This window comes from Mucilaginibacter sp. L196, from assembly GCF_009765905.1.
Lineage (GTDB): Bacteria > Bacteroidota > Bacteroidia > Sphingobacteriales > Sphingobacteriaceae > Mucilaginibacter.
On sequence record NZ_LMUO01000019.1, the window covers coordinates 1,072,154 to 1,087,495 of the forward strand.

Annotated in this window: 15 protein-coding genes and 1 riboswitch; of the genes, 5 read left to right on the forward strand and 10 right to left on the reverse strand. The window is 40.4% G+C overall.

All coding sequences use genetic code 11. The features are described from left to right. Nucleotides 1-88 precede the first annotated feature (88 nt). The 3 genes from GSQ74_RS20990 to GSQ74_RS21000 are packed head-to-tail and all read left to right on the forward strand — an operon-like array spanning nt 89 to nt 2,789. A complete protein-coding gene (locus GSQ74_RS20990) occupies nt 89-577 on the forward strand; it encodes a DNA-3-methyladenine glycosylase (RefSeq protein ID WP_371724831.1) in 489 nt (162 codons plus the stop codon). Between the two features lie 12 nt (nt 578-589). Next, nucleotides 590-1,870, forward strand: a complete 1,281-nt coding sequence (kynU, locus tag GSQ74_RS20995; RefSeq protein ID WP_158996160.1) for a kynureninase — start codon at nt 590-592, stop codon at nt 1,868-1,870. A gap of 16 nt (nt 1,871-1,886) precedes the next feature. Further along, the gene (locus GSQ74_RS21000) at nt 1,887-2,789 is read left to right on the forward strand and encodes a histone deacetylase (protein ID WP_158996161.1); all 903 of its coding nucleotides are present in this window, start codon (nt 1,887-1,889) and stop codon (nt 2,787-2,789) included. Here the strand turns inward: GSQ74_RS21000 and GSQ74_RS21005 are convergent. The 10 genes from GSQ74_RS21005 to GSQ74_RS21050 form a co-directional block, all read right to left on the reverse strand. Further along, nucleotides 2,786-4,150: an MATE family efflux transporter gene (locus GSQ74_RS21005; protein ID WP_158996162.1), complete on the reverse strand. Its 1,365-nt coding sequence runs from the start codon at nt 4,148-4,150 to the stop codon at nt 2,786-2,788. The two genes, GSQ74_RS21000 and GSQ74_RS21005, sit on opposite strands and share 4 nt — an antisense overlap. Before the next feature lie 45 nt (nt 4,151-4,195). Then, complete coding sequence (locus GSQ74_RS21010) at nt 4,196-4,819, reverse strand: RNA-binding domain-containing protein (RefSeq protein ID WP_158996163.1); 624 nt, start codon at nt 4,817-4,819, stop codon at nt 4,196-4,198. Between the two features lie 16 nt (nt 4,820-4,835). Continuing rightward, nucleotides 4,836-5,291 carry a GNAT family N-acetyltransferase gene (locus GSQ74_RS21015; RefSeq protein ID WP_158996164.1) on the reverse strand — a complete coding sequence of 152 codons (456 nt, stop codon included), beginning with the start codon at nt 5,289-5,291 and terminating at the stop codon, nt 4,836-4,838. After that, on the reverse strand, nt 5,275-5,730 hold the full coding sequence (locus tag GSQ74_RS21020) for a DUF4442 domain-containing protein (protein ID WP_254060941.1): 456 nt from the start codon (nt 5,728-5,730) through the stop codon (nt 5,275-5,277). Before GSQ74_RS21020 ends, GSQ74_RS21015 begins: the two co-directional genes overlap by 17 nt. Before the next feature lie 285 nt (nt 5,731-6,015). Next, a complete protein-coding gene (locus GSQ74_RS21025) occupies nt 6,016-7,254 on the reverse strand; it encodes a homoserine dehydrogenase (protein WP_158996166.1) in 1,239 nt (412 codons plus the stop codon). Next, nucleotides 7,254-8,309, reverse strand: a complete 1,056-nt coding sequence (gene metX / locus GSQ74_RS21030; RefSeq protein ID WP_158996167.1) for a homoserine O-acetyltransferase — start codon at nt 8,307-8,309, stop codon at nt 7,254-7,256. The genes GSQ74_RS21025 and metX overlap by 1 nt, the downstream gene beginning before the upstream one ends. Before the next feature lie 78 nt (nt 8,310-8,387). Then, nucleotides 8,388-9,707: an O-acetylhomoserine aminocarboxypropyltransferase/cysteine synthase family protein gene (locus tag GSQ74_RS21035; protein WP_158996168.1), complete on the reverse strand. Its 1,320-nt coding sequence runs from the start codon at nt 9,705-9,707 to the stop codon at nt 8,388-8,390. A gap of 239 nt (nt 9,708-9,946) precedes the next feature. After that, nucleotides 9,947-10,056: riboswitch (SAM riboswitch) on the reverse strand. A 134-nt stretch (nt 10,057-10,190) separates the two neighbouring features. Beyond that, a complete protein-coding gene (locus tag GSQ74_RS21040; RefSeq protein ID WP_158996169.1) occupies nt 10,191-10,670 on the reverse strand; it encodes a nucleotidyltransferase in 480 nt (159 codons plus the stop codon). A gap of 2 nt (nt 10,671-10,672) precedes the next feature. Continuing rightward, a complete protein-coding gene (locus GSQ74_RS21045) occupies nt 10,673-10,843 on the reverse strand; it encodes a hypothetical protein (RefSeq protein ID WP_158996170.1) in 171 nt (56 codons plus the stop codon). Nucleotides 10,844-10,890: 47 nt separating this feature from the next. Next, a complete protein-coding gene (locus GSQ74_RS21050; protein WP_158996171.1) occupies nt 10,891-12,006 on the reverse strand; it encodes a PLP-dependent aspartate aminotransferase family protein in 1,116 nt (371 codons plus the stop codon). An 82-nt stretch (nt 12,007-12,088) separates the two neighbouring features. On the opposite strand from GSQ74_RS21050, the gene GSQ74_RS21055 reads away from it, so the two are divergent. Further along, a complete protein-coding gene (locus GSQ74_RS21055) occupies nt 12,089-12,322 on the forward strand; it encodes a hypothetical protein (RefSeq protein ID WP_158996172.1) in 234 nt (77 codons plus the stop codon). A 92-nt stretch (nt 12,323-12,414) separates the two neighbouring features. Then, on the forward strand, nt 12,415-15,243 hold the full coding sequence (locus GSQ74_RS21060; RefSeq protein WP_158996173.1) for an FAD-binding and (Fe-S)-binding domain-containing protein: 2,829 nt from the start codon (nt 12,415-12,417) through the stop codon (nt 15,241-15,243). Nucleotides 15,244-15,342: the final 99 nt, after the last annotated feature.

Sequence of the window (15,342 nt, forward strand, 5' to 3'; positions counted from 1 at the left end):
ACGGATGTTGTTCATCTGTCTAAAAACCTCTTAGGTAAGTATTTATTTACTTACTTACATTGATGGTGTAACTACTGGTGGGTATATTATTGAAACAGAAGCTTATAATGGTATAATTGACAAAGCTTCGCATTCCTATGGTAACCGAATAACACCACGCACTAAAACCATGTTTATGCAGGGCGGTGTTGCTTATGTTTATCTGTGTTATGGCATTCACGAAATGTTTAATATAGTTACATCTGTAGAGGGGCAACCACATGCAATTCTAATCCGCGCTATACAACCAATCGAAGGGATAGAGGCCATGTTATATCGACGCAATATGGTCGCGCTAAAACCAAACATCACCAAAGGTCCGGGATCGGTGGCTAAGGCTTTAGGGATTTCACGCGCAATAAATGCTATTAGCTTACAAAGTGATACTTTGTGGATTGAAGACAGGGGATTAACATTTACTGATGCGGAAATTGCCGCTGTGCCACGTGTCGGTGTTGATTATGCAGGCGTGGATGCTTTGTTGCCATATCGCTTTTATGTTAAGGGTAATCCCTATGTAAGTAAACCTAATAAATAGTAATATTGCGTTATGCAGTACCAAAATAGACTAGATTTCGCCCAGCAGCTTGATGAACAGGATACGTTAAAAGCATTCAGAAATAAATTTCTTATCCCACAGTACAATGGTAGGGATGCTATTTATTTATGCGGTAATTCTTTGGGATTGCAGCCTGTTGCAGCGAAAGATTACCTGAGTGATCAACTTACTAATTGGCAGAAATTAGGTGTAGAGGGATGGTTTGAAGGTAATGACCCATGGTTGAGTTATCATAAGAAGCTTACACCGATACTTTCGGCTATTGTGGGTGCACATGAGAAGGAAGTTAGTGTAATGAATTCACTTACAGTAAATCTTCATTTACTGATGGTAAGCTTTTATAAACCAACTACTAAACGATATAAAATATTAATAGAAGGTGGCGCTTTTCCATCCGATCAATATGCTTTGGATAGTCAGGTTAGGTTTCATGGCTTTGACCCTAAAGATGCCATTATTGAGATCTTTCCGCGCAGCGGAGAATATACTTTACGCACGGAGGATATACTTGACGCGATAAAGAATAATGCGGATGAATTGGCTTTGGTATTATTCAGCGGGATTAATTATTACACCGGGCAGTTTTTTGATATAGAGGCAATCACTAAGGCTGCACATGACGTTGGCGTTATCGCAGGATTTGATTTAGCGCATGCTGCCGGTAATGTGCCATTGAAGTTGCATGATTGGGGTGTTGATTTTGCCTGCTGGTGTTCTTATAAATACATGAATTCAGGCCCCGGCGGCATAAGTGGGATATTTGTACATGAGAAACATTTTAACGAGGATCATAATCGTTTTGCGGGTTGGTGGGGATACCGTAAGGATAAACAATTTTTAATGGCCCCTGGCTTTGAAGCTGAACCGGGCGCGGAAGGATGGCAGGTGAGTACGCCGCCCATTATGCTAATGGCGCTGCACAAGGCTTCGCTGGATATATTTGAAGAAGCCGGAGGGGTGTCAGTGTTAAGAGCGAAGAGCGAGGTGTTAACGGGTTACCTGGAGTTTCTAATAAATGAGATCAATCTTAAAAAAGGTAAAGAGTTGTTTAAGATTATCACACCAAAAGAACCTGGTAAGCGCGGTGGTCAACTTTCCGTGGTTTGCGCAGGTGATGCTAAAGGGATTTTCAATTATCTAACCCAAAATGGTGTTATCGGTGATTGGCGGGAGCCTAATGTAATTCGCTTGAGCCCTGTGCCGCTTTATAGCTCATTTACGGATGTTTTTTATGCCGGGCAATTGCTTGTTGGTTCTGTGGAAAATATTTGATTGTAGGGCTTTATTTATGCTTCAAATTGCTTTCGATCCGATATATGCTCATCCTTTGCCTGAAGGACATCGTTTCCCGATGCTGAAATATGAGCTGATACCTGAACAATTGTTGCATGAAGGGCTCATTACTAAAGAGAACTTATTTTCTCCAAAACCAATATCGGAAGAAATAATTTTGTGGACGCACGATGCCGCTTACTGGCAACAATTGCGTGATTTGACGTTACCGGCCAGAGAACAACGTCGTATAGGTTTCCCACTATCTGCCCGTTTGGTGGAACGCGAAGTGCGGATTGGACAGGGAACTATCGATGGTTGCCGCTTCGCGTTTGAGAATGGTATCGCTTTTAATGTAGCAGGAGGTACGCATCATGCGGGCTCCAATTGGGGCGAGGGTTTCTGTATGTTGAATGACCAGGCTATGGCAACTAATTATTTGTTAAATAAAGGATTAGCTACGTCTATATTAATTATTGATTTAGATGTACATCAGGGTAATGGCACTGCAGAGATCTTTGAAAATGAGCCCGGAGTGTTTACGTTTTCGATGCATGCTGCGAATAATTTCCCTTTTAGGAAAGAGAAATCTGATCTGGATATTCCTTTGACAGATGGCATAAACGGAGATGATTATCTGACTCTTTTGTATGATGCATTGCCAAAACTCATCGCCCAACAAAAGCCTGACTTTATATTTTATTTATCAGGGGTGGATGTGCTTGCATCTGATAAATTGGGTAAGCTTGGTTTAACCCGCGAAGAATGCAAGATGCGCGATCAGTTTGTTTTTGAACAATGCATAAAACACAACATACCGGTACAGGTAAGTATGGGTGGTGGTTATTCACCCAAGATCAAAGATATTGTGGAGGCGCATTGCAATACTTATCGTGTGGCCAACCAGCTTTATTTTTAGCTTGTTGCTTTTACTTCATGCCGACGACTGATGGATTGGAAACGGAAAAACATTAGCGCAGAGGATACCATCAACCCCAAAACCAAGCCGTACCAAATACCTTTAACCCCCCAGCTTAATTCTATCCCTAAGTAATAACCGACAGGTAAACCAACTACCCAATAAGCTAAAAATGTACTAATGGTAGGAATGTTTACATCGCCCATGCCACGTAGAATCCCAAGGCCGACAACCTGCGTTCCATCGAATATCTGAAATACCGCTGCGATGATAAGTAGCTGTGATGCAACAATTATAACTGCTTTATCTGTAGTATAAATATAAGGCAAGTAAGGGCTGCCTAAGCTAAATAGCAATGCGGTAAATACCATAAATGCAATCACAATGTGATAATTTGATATAGCAGATGATCTTAATCCTTTATGATCTTTTACACCAAAATAATTGCCGGTTTTTATCGTGGCAGCAGCGGCTATTCCACTTGAGATCATATAAGTCATGGAGGCCAGATTAATGGCGACCTGGTGGGCGGCTTGTTGTACGAGGCTGATGCTGCCGATCATAATGGCTGCTCCGCTGAAGGCGCTTAGTTCAAAAGTGTATTGTAATGCGATGGGTGTACCGATGCGTAAAATTTGGATGCTGCGCAAATAGTTAATGTTTTTAATGGCAAAGGTTTTTAAGTACACTTTGAAGTTTTCTGAGCGGAATACATAAGCGCTCATTACTATAGCCATTAAACAACGGTCAATTAAAGTGCTGTAACCAACACCACGAACGCCCATGGGTTTAATGCCAAATAACCCTTTTACAAGAATAATGCCGACGCAGATATTGAGGATATTTCCAATTACAGAGATCACCATGGCTTGCTTAGTGAATCCCAAACCTTCGGCAAACTGCTTAAAGGTGTTGAAGATTAACATTGGGATAAGTGACAACCCTAGCAAGGTTAAAAATGGTTTTGCCTGCTCGACCACCTCCGGCGATTGATGCAAATGATTTAAGGCATATATCGAACCTAAAAATAAAACACCGAAAAGTATAGCCCCACAAATGAGGTTGATGAATAAGCTATTTGAAAGCAATCGACCGCATTCAGCATAATCTTTACGGCCATTATTTTGCGCGATGAGTGGGGTAACGCCATAGGATATGCCCAAGCCGATAATCATCGGTATAACAAAAATGCTATTAACTAACGATACCGCTGCCAAACAAACCGTACCGGCAAAATGCCCTACAATCACACTATCCGAAGCCTGAACAAGCGTATGCCCGAGCTGTGATATCATTACTGGCGTTGCTAGTTTAAGATTATCACGATAGTGGTGTTTGTATTTTTTGTATACGGCTTTCATGTGGTCAGTAAGGCAAAGGTAGATTTTTTGGCCGGGATGGCTTAGTTATACCGCTGTATAGTATTCTTCTTTTTCAGTAGTATGGATACGGATAACGCCCGAGAGGATCAGATCAACTAAAATTCGCTGCGCGCGTTTGCGGGTGAGTTTTAATAGTTCACAAAATTCCCTTACGGTTATCCTGTTGCTTTTCTCCAGGTACTCCAGCAAGTTTTTTTCGTTGGCTGAATATTCAATCAACACACCGTTTTCATTTGCTGAACGTTTAAGTACATCAACCACAATTTTACTTGCCAATACACTTTTATCCTTTACACGCACGTATACCCACCATTTGCCGTCTTCGGCCAGGGCATAATGGGGTTTCAGGTTGCTTTCATCAATGGTAACAACCAAAACCAGTTTGTCATCTACGTAAACTTCTTCAAAGGTTGGTTCCAGGGCAGGTTTGCAAAACATGTGCGCCGCTTTGGTGATCATATAGCGTTCTTCGTCCTCGGATTTTACGCCTTTGATAGTGCCGTCATCAGCTACACCAATTAATAGGCGACCGCCTTTGTTGTTAGCATATGACGACATAGTGCGTGCGATCTTTTCGCAGCTGGAAATGGTTTTTTTAAAGTCGAGCGATACCCCTTCACCTTCAAAAATCAGCCTCTTAATATTCATTTTCCCTGATTTCCTCTCAATCGTTTTTTATAGGTGTAAAAATATCCATCCATCTGTCGGGATTGCCTAGGGGAGCAAATCCAAACTGTTTATACAAGCTATGCGCATCAAGCGTAGCTAAAGTCCATCGTTTTAATCCTTGCAGTTCGGGATGCGCCAAAATGGTTTGCAATAGCCATTTTGACAATCCATGCCCCCGGTATTCATCCAATATAAATACATCGCATAAATAAGCGAATATGGCTTTGTCGGTAACAACACGTGCCAGCCCAACTTGTTTACCATCTTTATAAACACCAAAGCACATGGAATTTTCTATTGAGCGTTGTACCTTTTCTTTGGTTATTCCTTTAGACCAGTATGATTCATTGCATAAATAATCATGAATCAAATCTAAATCTAGCAATTCCTGATCTGTACTTATTTTGTAGCCCTTTTTTATAAGCGTTTCGTCGTTAATTATTGTGTGCATTGTTAGTCTCCATAAAATCTAAATTGCGCATGTACACCTCGTTCATAACCGAAGCTACATTAACGCCATTTTTATCAAAAATCAAGATGGGGTGAGAGATCGAGTATTTCCCAACCGTATTTAATATTTCTTCAGCCTCTGCTATCTGGTCATCTGTAATTGATATAGTATAATACAAATCGGTGAATCCAGGTTTTATATATTGAATCTCCAGTGATTTTGACCAGGCGCGCAGTTTGTAACCTTTATTGGTGAATATTTTATAAAACAGGATGGGGTAGAAGGCATCGGCAGCAGCGAAAATTGTCCCACCAAAAATGGAGTTATTATAGTTCCTGTTCCAGATACTTTTCCTGATCACTATCTCGACACCACGAAAGTCTTTATCAAACTTTTTAACCCAGATACGCTGGAAAAATAGCGGCGGGTAAATTCGCATAGCCCATTTTAACAAATTTTCAGATACCCGCATAGGCTTTAAATATCTGAAATTAAAAATCAAAATGGTAACGTTCCTGATTTTTATGACAAATAATTAAAAAAACAATGGACTTTATGAGCTGATGAAAAGTTGTTTAACAATCAATGTCATTGCGAGGAACGAAGCAATCGCGAACTTTACATATTCGCTTGCCTTCCGTGCGATTGCTTCGTTCCTCGCAATGACATTTTATTATTCTTAATTGTCATTCTTCGTTGCTACTCAGAATGACAAGGTATTATTCTAGTTAAGTACTTCAGCAGCAAACTTAACTTCTTCGGCCAAAGTAACTCCAGCTAATTGATCGGCAAATGCCACAAATGCTTTGTTATTTGCAATGCGGTGCTGATTATCGATCAAACTTTGAAGATTGATCTTTCCGATAACAAATTTGTAGCTATCAGAATAATAGCGCTCCTGTATGTGTTTAAATTGAAGCGCTTCTACCAAATCTTCATCTTCATAACGTAAATAGATGTTTAGTTCGATATTATTGGTGAAGGCTAGATCTTTTTTGGCTTTGGCTTTTTTGTATTCGTATTGATAGTCGTAACGCAGGGCTGCGATATCAGATAATACAGCTGAACCTGTTGGGTGGCCTCCCGCGCCTTTACCGAAGAAGAATTGCTGATCGGCAAATGCGGCTTGTACTGTTACGCCGTTGTATTCGTACTCTACATTATATAAAAACTCGGTTTCGTTCACGAATTTTGGTAGAACGAACATAGCAATATGACGATCATCTAACTCCTTAGCAACAGGAACCAGTTTTATTTTCAAATTTTTCTCGCGGGCGTATTGTATATCGCTTGCTGCAAGAGTTTGGATACCAATATTCAGGATCTCTTCAGGGTTAACAATTACGCCATAAGCGTGTGAAGCGGCTATTACCAGTTTAAATTTAGCATCATAACCACCAACATCCATGGTAGGGTCGGTTTCAGCAAAGCCAAGGTCTTGGGCTTGTTTTAACGCGGTATCATAATCCATATTCTCTAAAAATCCTTTAGAAAGGATATAATTGGATGATCCGTTGAATATACCGCTTATTGAATGCAGTAATTCGTTATCATAATATTCTTCCAGGTTACGGATGATGGGAATACTACCGCAAACCGCGCCTTCATATAACAAAGATGTACCATACTCTTCTTGCAAGGCAATCAATTCCTCTAAATGCAAGGCTATCATTTTTTTGCTGGCTGATACTACGTTTTTACCTGAGCTTAATGCGCGGGATACAATCTCGAACGCGGCTTCGGTATCATTGATCAGCTCAACAATGGTATTTATTTCCGGGTTGTTTAATATTTCGTCTCTGTCGGTAGTAAATAACTCAGCCGACAATGAACGTTTTTTGTCCGGATTTTTGATGGCGATTTTAACTATTTCCAGATTAAGGTTTTTTGTTCTGATAATGTCATTCAATCCCTGGCCAACTACACCAAATCCAAATAAACCTATATTTAATTTTTTACTCATTACGCTATTCTTTGCAGTTCTATAATTTTTCCTTTAACGTCTGTTTTAAAAAAGGAGGTGATAATATTTGTTAATGCTTCTGTTTCAATTAAAAATCCATCATGCCCGTAAAAAGAATCCAATTCGGCAAAGGCTGATTTAGGGATATGCCTAAACAAGTATTGTTGCTCTTCAACTGGGAATAATACGTCAGATTTAATACCGATTACCAACGTTTTTGCTTTGATGAGGCTAAGTGCTTTTTCAACGCCTTTACGATTGCGACCTACATTGTGCGAATCCATGGCTTTGCTTAAATACCAATAGCTGTAAGCGTTAAACCTGTTCACCAGTTTTTGGCCCTGGTAATTTTGGTAGGATGATGCACGGTGATCATCGCTAATGTTATCATCATCGTCCTGCTGACTTACAGTATAAGTTTTATAACCACGGTAGGATAGAAGCGCTATGCTGCGCGCAGCTTTCAAACCCTTTTGTCCACCATCAGGAGTGTTGGAGTAAAATGTGCGGTCGGCTGTTAAAGCTAAACGCTGAGATTCATTAAAGGCGATTCCCCAAGGAGAATGGCGGGCATTGGTAGCAATCAGAATCAGGTTTTTAATGCGGTCCGGTTCAATAATACCCCATTCCATAGCTTGCTGACCACCCAAAGAGCCACCAATCAATATTTCAATATCGTTTATTTTAAGATGTTCGGCCAATAAACGGTGGCCATTAACAATATCGCGTACGGTATATTGAGGATAAGCCAAATAATACGGTTGCCCGGTTACAGGGTTTTCACTTAATGGATTAGTAGTGCCATAAGGCGAACCTAAAATATTGGCACAAACGATGAAATGCTCTTCCGGATTGAAGTAGTCATTGGTACCAAAAAGACCTTTCCACCAATCCAATACATCCGAGTTAGCAGTAAGCGCGTGGCAAACCCAAACTACATTATCTTTATTGGCATTTAGCTTACCGTAGGTGTGAAAACCTATTTCAAGGTTTTGTACTTTTTGCCCCGATTCAAACTCAAATGTTTGTGAAGTTTTAAATATCTGTGTATTCATGTTTCTGTTTGCCGTTACAGGTGCAGCTGCTTTAATAAGCAACCGCATCCGGCAACAACGCTATTATCACTAAAAAAACTATATTAACTCTGTTGTTAATTCCTCTATTTTAACAAAGGCCTGCTCAAAATCGGCCTTAATATCATCTATATGCTCAATCCCAACCGATACACGCAATAAACTCGGTGTAACACCGGCAGCCAATTGCTGTTCGTCGCTAAGCTGTTGATGAGTAGTTGCTGCTGGTTGAATAATTAATGTCTTAGCATCACCCACATTAGCCAGGTGACTTGTTAACTGCAGGCTATCAATAAAATGGGATGCATTTTCTTTATCGCCTTTTATCTCAAAAGACAATACTCCACCAAAACCATTCTTTAAATATTTTTTTGCTAATGCATGATATGGTGATGAAGTCAAGCCCGGGTAATTCACTTTTTGTACCTGCGGTTGTGCTTCCAGCCATTTGGCTAACTCAAGGGCATTGTCTACATGGCGTTGTACGCGTAATGACAATGTTTCCAGTCCTTGTAACAACAACCAGCTATTAAATGGTGCTTGCGAAGGGCCAAAATCTCTTAAACCTTCAACACGTGCACGGATGATGAATTGGATATTACCAAAAGGGCCGTCAACGCCGAATACGTCAGCGAAAACCAAACCGTGATAACCTTCAGATGGCTCGGTAAATTGAGGGAATTTGCCATTACCCCAGTTATAATTACCACCATCAACAATTACACCGCCTATGGTAGTACCATGCCCGCCGATCCATTTGGTGGCTGATTCAACTACGACGTTGGCACCATGTTTTAATGGTTGAAACAGGTATCCGCCTGCGCCAAAAGTATTATCTACTATTAAAGGTAGATCGTGCTTTTTAGCTACGGCTGCTATTTTTTCAAAATCGGGAATGTTAAAACCGGGGTTGCCGATAGTTTCCAGGAAGATGGCTTTGGTGTTTTTGTCGATCAGGATTTCGATATTTTCAACCTGATCATCTTTCGCGAAGCGAGCTTCGATACCCAGGCGCTTAAACGCTACCTTGAACTGGTTGTAAGTACCGCCATATAAATATGGTGAGGTTACGAAGTTATCTCCTGCTTGTAATATGTTATTTAGGGCGATAAACTGCGATGCCTGACCCGATGCGGTTGCTAAAGCTGCTACACCACCCTCTAATGCCGCGATGCGTTTTTCAAACACATCGGTAGTGGGGTTCATGATGCGGGTGTAGATATTGCCGAATTCTTTAAGCGCGAACAGGTTTGCACCGTGTTGCGCATTTTGGAAAACGTAAGATGTTGTTTGATATAAAGGCACCGCGCGTGAACCTGTTGCTGAATCTGCTTCCTGACCGGCGTGTAATTGTAGTGTTTCGAATTTTAAGTTTGACATGATATTTGTATTTTACAGGTGATTGAAAATTTGGATTTGTTGGGCTGGGTCACGAAAGGATAATATTATCCCCCGGAGGTAACACGCGTTTTTTTCAGAAATTAAGAAAGAAAGGACGTGTACTGCTTCAACAGCAACACATACAAATACAGCCTGTAGAATAGCTATATGTATAAACTAAATTGCCTCTTTGGGCATCATTGAATGACGGGATGTTTTTTAAACTTTTCATGGTCGTTAATTTATATCCCCCGGGGTATTTACCGGGCCAGGAATTGGCACCTTCTTAAAATTTTAAGGGTTGCCAGCGGGTAGTTGAGCCTGATCTCTCGCCGCTTCTTTATAAATCAAAACCTTTTTGAAGGGATTTGATCTGATTTAGTATCGCTACCAAATATTGTTACAAATATAGGGTGATAAATGTTTAAGAACCAAATTTTATTTTAAAAAGATAGATTTTAGGGGTAATTGGGTTTAGAAATACTATGAATCACCCCGTAGTTTTCGTATCTCTTCCAGCATTTCAACGTCTAATTGATCTTTAAGCCGATTAACAGTTTTTTTATTCTCAATCAACTGATTAATGTGAAGAAAAGGTATTTGAACATCGTTAATATCTGCAATAGAAGCCATTTGTAAACACTCATCAAAAGTATAGTTTTCCAAACCTTTCATCTCAGTAAGTATATCGACGGTGAAATCATTGCTCAGATGAAATTCAGTCCAACCAGGTACAAATTGCATGGTCTCGATCATCGGATAATCTCCCATACCACAAGCTTTAAAGGCCTTACGAAGAGCTTGTCTATTTTCGATAGTATCTTTTATCCAGATATCCATATCACCGGTAAATCGGTGATAGCCATGTAGGTTTGTAGCATAGCCGCCTATCAAAATAAATGCTACATTATATTCCTGAAGGGCTTTCCAAACATTTAAAATGTCTTCGTCAAAAATATCCACAGCTATTTTTGGATAAATGGTTTATGCGTAATCGTAGCTTTATTCATGGTTTGATGGATTTTATAAAGACGGGTCGTCATTTCAAACCTTTCAGTATAGGTACGTTTTAAACCTTCTTTAAGATAGGCAATATCAGCCTCACTCAATTTTGTTTTTTTTATGTTTGACTCCATTACTATCAAATTTAAGCAAATTTGAGTTTAAATTCAAATCATCAATACTATCCTAACGCTTTCTCCATATCCGCGATCAAATCATCAATATGCTCCAAACCAACCGATACTCTAAGCAGGTTTCGTGGGGTTTTGGTGTCAGGGCCTTCAACAGCTGCACGGTGTTCAATTAGGCTTTCAACGCCGCCTAAGCTGGTTGCCTGGGCAAATAGGGTTAAGCTGTTTATTACTCGTTTCGCTTCTTCTTCGCCGCCTTTAATTAATATAGATAGCATTCCGCCAAAGCCTGTCATTTGTTGTTTGATGACATCATATTGGGGATGCGATGGCAATCCCGGGTACAATACCTTTTCAATTTTGGAATGTTTTTCTAAATATTCGGCCAGCAACTGGGCATTTTTAGCATGCCCGGCCATGCGGTATGGTAATGTTTTAATACTTCGCACTAAATAATAGCAATCCATAGGTGAGGGGATTGCGCCACCCATTTCCTGCACCTGGCGTATTTTTGTCCACCAGTCGCTTTTTTCGGCGGTGATCAATACGCCGCCCATTAAATCGCTGTGCCCGCCGAAATATTTGGTAGATGAATGCATCACCAGATCAGCACCTAATGAAAGCGGTTTTTGAAAAACAGGGGTTGCAAAAGTATTATCGCAAGCAACTTTAATACTATGCGCTTTTGCTACGCTGATAACTTTCTTTATATCGGTAATTTTTAATAATGGGTTCGATGGTGTTTCAATCCATATTAATCCGGTGTTGGGTTTAATATGTTGTTGCAGAACCTCGATATTATTGATCTCGATAAAATCGAACTCTAAAATTCCTTCAAATAAAGTTTTTACCTGGTTGCGTAACCCGTGGTACATGTCACTTGGTAAAATAACATGGGTGCCCGGTTTTAACGATTGGAAAACCGCCATACCCGCTGCGTTGCCGGATGAAAATGCCGCGGCATCAGCACCACCTTCTAATTGAGCTAATACATGCTCCAACGAGGTGCGATTAGGGTTTGACGAACGACCATATATATAACCGTTGGTATAACTGCCATCTTCGTGACGTTCAAAAGTAGTTGATAATACAACTGGCTGAATTACGGCGCCTGTTGATTGGTCTCTCTTGTTACCGGCATGTATAGCGATAGTCTCAATTTTCATAAAGCAAACATAAAGTTTTTGGCGATTATTGCCGGTTTGCATTTAATAAATCATTAGTTATATTTGAATAAATAGCATCATAATGAAAGTTGGAAAAATACCTGTAGCCTCTATCGTGCTTATTGTAATTGCTTTAGTCCGCATTACAATGAATCGTTTTTATCCTGGGCAATATACTTCGGAATCACCTTTTGTTACAGGGATGTTTTTCGGCGCAGCGCTTATTTATCTATTATATTATGTAAACATCTATTATACTGCCTGGGTGAATAGTAAATCCGAAAATAAAGCCGAGGCAAATAATTCTTCACTATAGTAATTGCTTAAATAGTACATTTGAATTCAATGATCAGGTTATCGATATTCACAAAAGTGAATTGAATGAACCTGTTTTAGAATAGTACTTGTATGGATTTAGGAACGCAATTACAAACCATATTACCGCCCACCAGAATTAAAACCCGATTAATAGACCTGGTGTCCTATGCATCGGACGCGGGTTTTTATCGATTGATACCTAAAGCTGTTGTACAGCCTGCCAACGAAGATGAGATCATTGCACTTTTCCGCTTTTCATCAGCACAAAACATTCCTTTAGTCTTCCGTACAGGCGGCACCAGTTTATCCGGCCAATCTATTACCGATGGTATTTTGGTTGATCTGAGCCAGTTTTGGGACAAAGTTATTATTGAAAACGAAGGTAATGCGGTTAGGGTGCAGCCCGGGGTTACCGGTGCAATGGTTAATTCATACTTAAGTATTTATAAAACAAAAATTGGCCCCGACCCGGCGAGTATCAACTCGGCTATGATGGGCGGGATATTATCCAATAATTCAAGCGGGATGTGCTGTGGTGTGAAATTGAACTCTTATCACACCGTAAAACACATTCGCTTTATTTTGCCTGATGGTAAGCGGTATACTACAGAGAATCCTGATAATTATGATCGCTTTATGGCTGAATGCCCGCAATTAAGCGAGGTACTTAAGCAGGCGAAAAATACGATTATTGCTGATAGTAAATTACACGACAAGATCCGCAGAAAGTATCGCCAAAAAAATACGGTTGGTTATTCGCTAAACGCGCTAATAGATTTTGAGCATCCTTTGGATATTCTGGCGCATTTGCTTATCGGTGCTGAAGGGACTTTGGCTTTCATATCAGAAGCAGTACTGGAAACTATTCCTGATTATAAATATAAATCGACTGCATTATTATATTTCCCTGATATATATACTTCGTGCCAGGCTTTAGTGCCGTTGATTAATGCGGGGGCAAGGGCCGTGGAGCTGATGGACAGGGCATCGCTACGCGCTATTGAGGATATGCCTAATCTTCCGCCTATCATTAAACAACTGCCTGAAAATGCGGCTGCTTTACTGATAGAGTTTCAGGAAAGTACTTATGCAGAATTGGAGGCTAAGGTAAACGGTTTCCTAAGTAGCGTTTCAAAACTTTCGTTATTACAAGCGCCCATATTTACCAGCAACCCTGTTGAGCAGGAATATTATTGGAAAGTGCGCAAGGGATTGTTTCCATCAGTTGGCGCGGTACGTAAAAGCGGATCGACGGTTATTTTGGAGGATGTGGCTTTTCCGGTTGAAAAGTTGGGTGACGCGATACTGGATTTGCATAGCCTTTTCAAAAAATATGAATATGATAATGCTATTGTATTTGGGCATGCTAAGGATGGTAATATTCATTTTTTGATAACGCCATCGTTTAATGATTCAAGTGAAATTGATCGATATGACCGCTTTATGCGGGAAATGGTGGATGTGGTGGTGCATAAAAACCATGGTACTTTAAAAGCTGAACACGGTACGGGCCGCAACATGGCGCCATTTGTGGAAACGGAATGGGGCGGTGAATTGTATGATTTGATGAAGCAGATTAAACAGGCTGTCGATCCAAAATCGTTATTAAATCCCGGTGTTATTATTAATGCTGATAAAGACATCCACATAAAAAATATAAAACTGCTGCCAACGGTGGAGCACGAGGTAGATAAATGTACCGAATGCGGCTATTGTGAGCATAAATGCCCAAGCCGTAATTTAACCACCACACCACGCCGCCGGATAGTGATCAGGCGGGAGTTGAAGAAAATGGAGCAGAAAGGCGATAAAGCCAATTATAAGATACTGCTCGATCAATATCAATATGATGGTTTGGATACCTGCGCGGTTGACGGGCTGTGTGCCACTGCCTGCCCGGTTGATATTAATACCGGCGACCTGGTAAAAAGATTGAGGCGTGAAAACCATTCAGTCTTTGCAAATCGTGTGGCTTTGTTGGTTGCTGAAAATTTTGGTTTAGTTGTGCGAATAGCTCGTTTGGGATTAAAGACGGGCCATGCGGTAAACAAGCTATTTGGTAGGGCAAGTATGACCAGGCTCACCGCAGGTTTAAAGAAAATTATTCCTGCCGTGCCATTATGGTCGGAGCAGATCGCTTTACCGCCCGATCTTTTTATATTGAAAACAAATATCGAGGCTGATATATCGACCGAAAAAGTGCTTTACTTCCCGAGCTGTATTTCAAGGACGATGGGCAGCGGAGAAGAAGGCAAAAAGAATGTAATGGAAACTTTTATGAGTGTATCTAAAAAGGCGGGTATCAACGTTGAGGTATTAAAAAATAATTCGGGTAGTTGCTGTAGTCAGGTATTTTCGTCTAAGGGTTATAAAGATGCTTATACCTTTAAGGCTAATGAAATAATTGAAAAGCTATGGGTTGATAGCAAGCAAGGTTCGACAAAAATTGTGATCGACGTTAGTTCATGCGCATATTCACTTAAACATTTAAGACCAATACTTAAGGTTGATAATCAGTTGAAGTATGACCAGTTATCTATTTATGATAGTGTTGATTATCTTCATGATATGTTGATGCCATTGTTGAACATCGACCATAAAAAAAACAATATTGTGCTGCACCCGGTTTGTTCGTTACAAAAGATGAACACGCAGGATAAGTTTGTAAACATTGCTCACAAATTCGCTGATAACGTAACTGTGCCACTGCACGCAGGCTGTTGCGGCATGGCAGGCGACAGAGGATTCCTGTTTCCAGAGTTGACCGCATCCGCCACTATGCCGGAAGCTTTAGAGGTGAATCAACACAAATACGAGGGGTATTATTCATCAACCAAAACCTGTGAAATAGCGATGAGCCAGGCGGTAAATGAGAATTACGAATCGATATTGTATTTGGTGGATGAGGCTACGAGTTAATTTACATCATGTCATTGCGAGGAACGAAGCAATCGCGAACTATACAAGGTGTCTTTTCTACGTGCGATTGCTTCGTTCCTCGCAATGACATAGTTTAAG

What these genes read in the sequence shown, in the direction of transcription:
- kynU (WP_158996160.1), top strand. Translation starts at nt 590, where the DNA reads ATGCAGTACCAAAATAGACTAGATTTCGCCCAGCAGCTTGATGAACAG.
- GSQ74_RS21000 (WP_158996161.1), top strand. Translation starts at nt 1,887, where the DNA reads ATGCTTCAAATTGCTTTCGATCCGATATATGCTCATCCTTTGCCTGAA.
- GSQ74_RS21005 (WP_158996162.1), bottom strand. Translation starts at nt 4,150, where the DNA reads ATGAAAGCCGTATACAAAAAATACAAACACCACTATCGTGATAATCTT.
- GSQ74_RS21010 (WP_158996163.1), bottom strand. Translation starts at nt 4,819, where the DNA reads ATGAATATTAAGAGGCTGATTTTTGAAGGTGAAGGGGTATCGCTCGAC.
- GSQ74_RS21015 (WP_158996164.1), bottom strand. Translation starts at nt 5,291, where the DNA reads ATGCACACAATAATTAACGACGAAACGCTTATAAAAAAGGGCTACAAA.
- GSQ74_RS21020 (WP_254060941.1), bottom strand. Translation starts at nt 5,730, where the DNA reads ATGCGAATTTACCCGCCGCTATTTTTCCAGCGTATCTGGGTTAAAAAG.
- GSQ74_RS21025 (WP_158996166.1), bottom strand. Translation starts at nt 7,254, where the DNA reads ATGAGTAAAAAATTAAATATAGGTTTATTTGGATTTGGTGTAGTTGGC.
- metX (WP_158996167.1), bottom strand. Translation starts at nt 8,309, where the DNA reads ATGAATACACAGATATTTAAAACTTCACAAACATTTGAGTTTGAATCG.
- GSQ74_RS21035 (WP_158996168.1), bottom strand. Translation starts at nt 9,707, where the DNA reads ATGTCAAACTTAAAATTCGAAACACTACAATTACACGCCGGTCAGGAA.
- GSQ74_RS21045 (WP_158996170.1), bottom strand. Translation starts at nt 10,843, where the DNA reads ATGGAGTCAAACATAAAAAAAACAAAATTGAGTGAGGCTGATATTGCC.
- GSQ74_RS21050 (WP_158996171.1), bottom strand. Translation starts at nt 12,006, where the DNA reads ATGAAAATTGAGACTATCGCTATACATGCCGGTAACAAGAGAGACCAA.
- GSQ74_RS21055 (WP_158996172.1), top strand. Translation starts at nt 12,089, where the DNA reads ATGAAAGTTGGAAAAATACCTGTAGCCTCTATCGTGCTTATTGTAATT.
- GSQ74_RS21060 (WP_158996173.1), top strand. Translation starts at nt 12,415, where the DNA reads ATGGATTTAGGAACGCAATTACAAACCATATTACCGCCCACCAGAATT.